2 tRNA genes and 1 rRNA gene are annotated in these 2,112 nt (G+C 52.9%); all 3 read right to left on the bottom strand.

Going from position 1 to position 2,112, the window contains the following annotated elements:
• Positions 1-342: 342 nt before the first annotated feature.
• The 3 genes from JHD64_RS21000 to JHD64_RS20990 all read right to left on the bottom strand — a co-directional run bounded on the left by JHD64_RS21000 (position 343) and on the right by JHD64_RS20990 (position 2,099).
• Positions 343-418, bottom strand: a tRNA-Ala gene (locus JHD64_RS21000).
• Positions 419-422: 4 nt separating this feature from the next.
• A tRNA-Ile gene (locus JHD64_RS20995) sits at positions 423-499 on the bottom strand.
• A gap of 64 nt (positions 500-563) precedes the next feature.
• Positions 564-2,099, bottom strand: a 16S ribosomal RNA gene (locus tag JHD64_RS20990).
• Positions 2,100-2,112 lie beyond the last annotated feature (13 nt).

Here is a 2,112-nt window from a genome sequence, read left to right as displayed (position 1 = left end):
GGCTTACACGTCCTTCATCGCCTGTGATCGCCAAGGCATCCACCAGATGCACTTAGTCGCTTGACCCTATCATTTCAGTAACCTAGATTACCAATCCGACAGAATGTGTTTGTGCGACATGTCACACCGCCCCTTTTGATATGGCGACATGACATTAGATACAATCAAATTCCCAAGATGGCGATTTGTCCTACGTGAAGAGTTAACTCCGCGTATTTCATTTCGCCGTCTAATTAATTCGGCTTCTTCAGTTTGTTAAAGATCGGGCATTGTAAAAACAACGCAAACAGAAATTCACGCAACCCAAACAGGTTGTGTGCGCTTTTGTTTGCACTGTAAGAATGGTGGAGGATGACGGGATCGAACCGACGACCCCCTGCTTGCAAAGCAGGTGCTCTCCCAACTGAGCTAATCCCCCAAACTGGTGGGTCTGGTAGGACTCGAACCTACGACCCCTGCGTTATCAACACAGTGCTCTAACCAGCTGAGCTACAAACCCAGTTACTACCCTTAAATCATGAATAACCGATAGGCTGTGAGTACTTGACGATCGCCTTCTCTAGAAAGGAGGTGATCCAGCCGCAGGTTCCCCTACGGCTACCTTGTTACGACTTCACCCCAGTCATGAATCCCACCGTGGTAAGCGGCCTCCTTACGGTTAGCCTACCCACTTCTGGTGAAACTCACTCCCATGGTGTGACGGGCGGTGTGTACAAGACCCGGGAACGTATTCACCGCGGCATGCTGATCCGCGATTACTAGCGATTCCGACTTCACGCACTCGAGTTGCAGAGTGCGATCCGGACTACGATCGGTTTTATGAGATTGGCTCCACCTCGCGGCTTCGCGACCCTCTGTACCGACCATTGTATGACGTGTGAAGCCCTGGTCATAAGGGCCATGAGGACTTGACGTCATCCCCACCTTCCTCCGGTTTGTCACCGGCAGTCCCATTAGAGTGCTCAACTGAATGGTAGCAACTAATGGCAAGGGTTGCGCTCGTTGCGGGACTTAACCCAACATCTCACGACACGAGCTGACGACAGCCATGCAGCACCTGTGTTACGGCTCCCTTTCGGGCACCAAGCCATCTCTGGCAAGTTCCGTACATGTCAAGACCAGGTAAGGTTTTTCGCGTTGCATCGAATTAATCCACATCATCCACCGCTTGTGCGGGTCCCCGTCAATTCCTTTGAGTTTTAACCTTGCGGCCGTACTCCCCAGGCGGTCAACTTCTCGCGTTAGCTACGCTACCAAGGATTCAAACCCCCAACAGCTAGTTGACATCGTTTAGGGCGTGGACTACCAGGGTATCTAATCCTGTTTGCTCCCCACGCTTTCGTGCATGAGCGTCAGTGTCATCCCAGGGGGCTGCCTTCGCCATCGGTATTCCTCCGCATCTCTACGCATTTCACTGCTACACGCGGAATTCTACCCCCCTCTGACGCACTCTAGCCGTGCAGTCTCCAATGCAGTTCCCAGGTTAAGCCCGGGGCTTTCACATCAGACTTACACAACCGCCTGCGCACGCTTTACGCCCAGTAATTCCGATTAACGCTTGCACCCTACGTATTACCGCGGCTGCTGGCACGTAGTTAGCCGGTGCTTATTCTTCAGGTACTGTCATCCCCCAGCGATATTAGCGCTAGGGATTTCCTCCCTGACAAAAGTCCTTTACAACCCGAAGGCCTTCTTCAGACACGCGGCATGGCTGGATCAGGCTTGCGCCCATTGTCCAAAATTCCCCACTGCTGCCTCCCGTAGGAGTCTGGGCCGTGTCTCAGTCCCAGTGTGGCGGATCATCCTCTCAGACCCGCTACTGATCGTCGCCTTGGTGAGCTCTTACCTCACCAACTAGCTAATCAGACGTCGGCCGCTCGAATAGCGCAAGGTCTTGCGATCCCCTGCTTTCCTTCTCAAAGCGTATGCGGTATTAGCTATCCTTTCGGATAGTTATCCCCCACTACTCGGCACGTTCCGACGCATTACTCACCCGTTCGCCACTCGTCAGCGGAGCAAGCTCCCTGTTACCGTTCGACTTGCATGTGTAAAGCATGCCGCCAGCGTTCAATCTGAGCCAGGATCAAACTCTTCAGTTCAATCTCATAGCAA

It is taken from the genome of Aquitalea sp. ASV15, assembly GCF_016429115.1.
Lineage (GTDB): Bacteria > Pseudomonadota > Gammaproteobacteria > Burkholderiales > Chromobacteriaceae > Aquitalea > Aquitalea magnusonii.
This window is presented reverse-complemented; position numbering and strand designations above follow the sequence as displayed.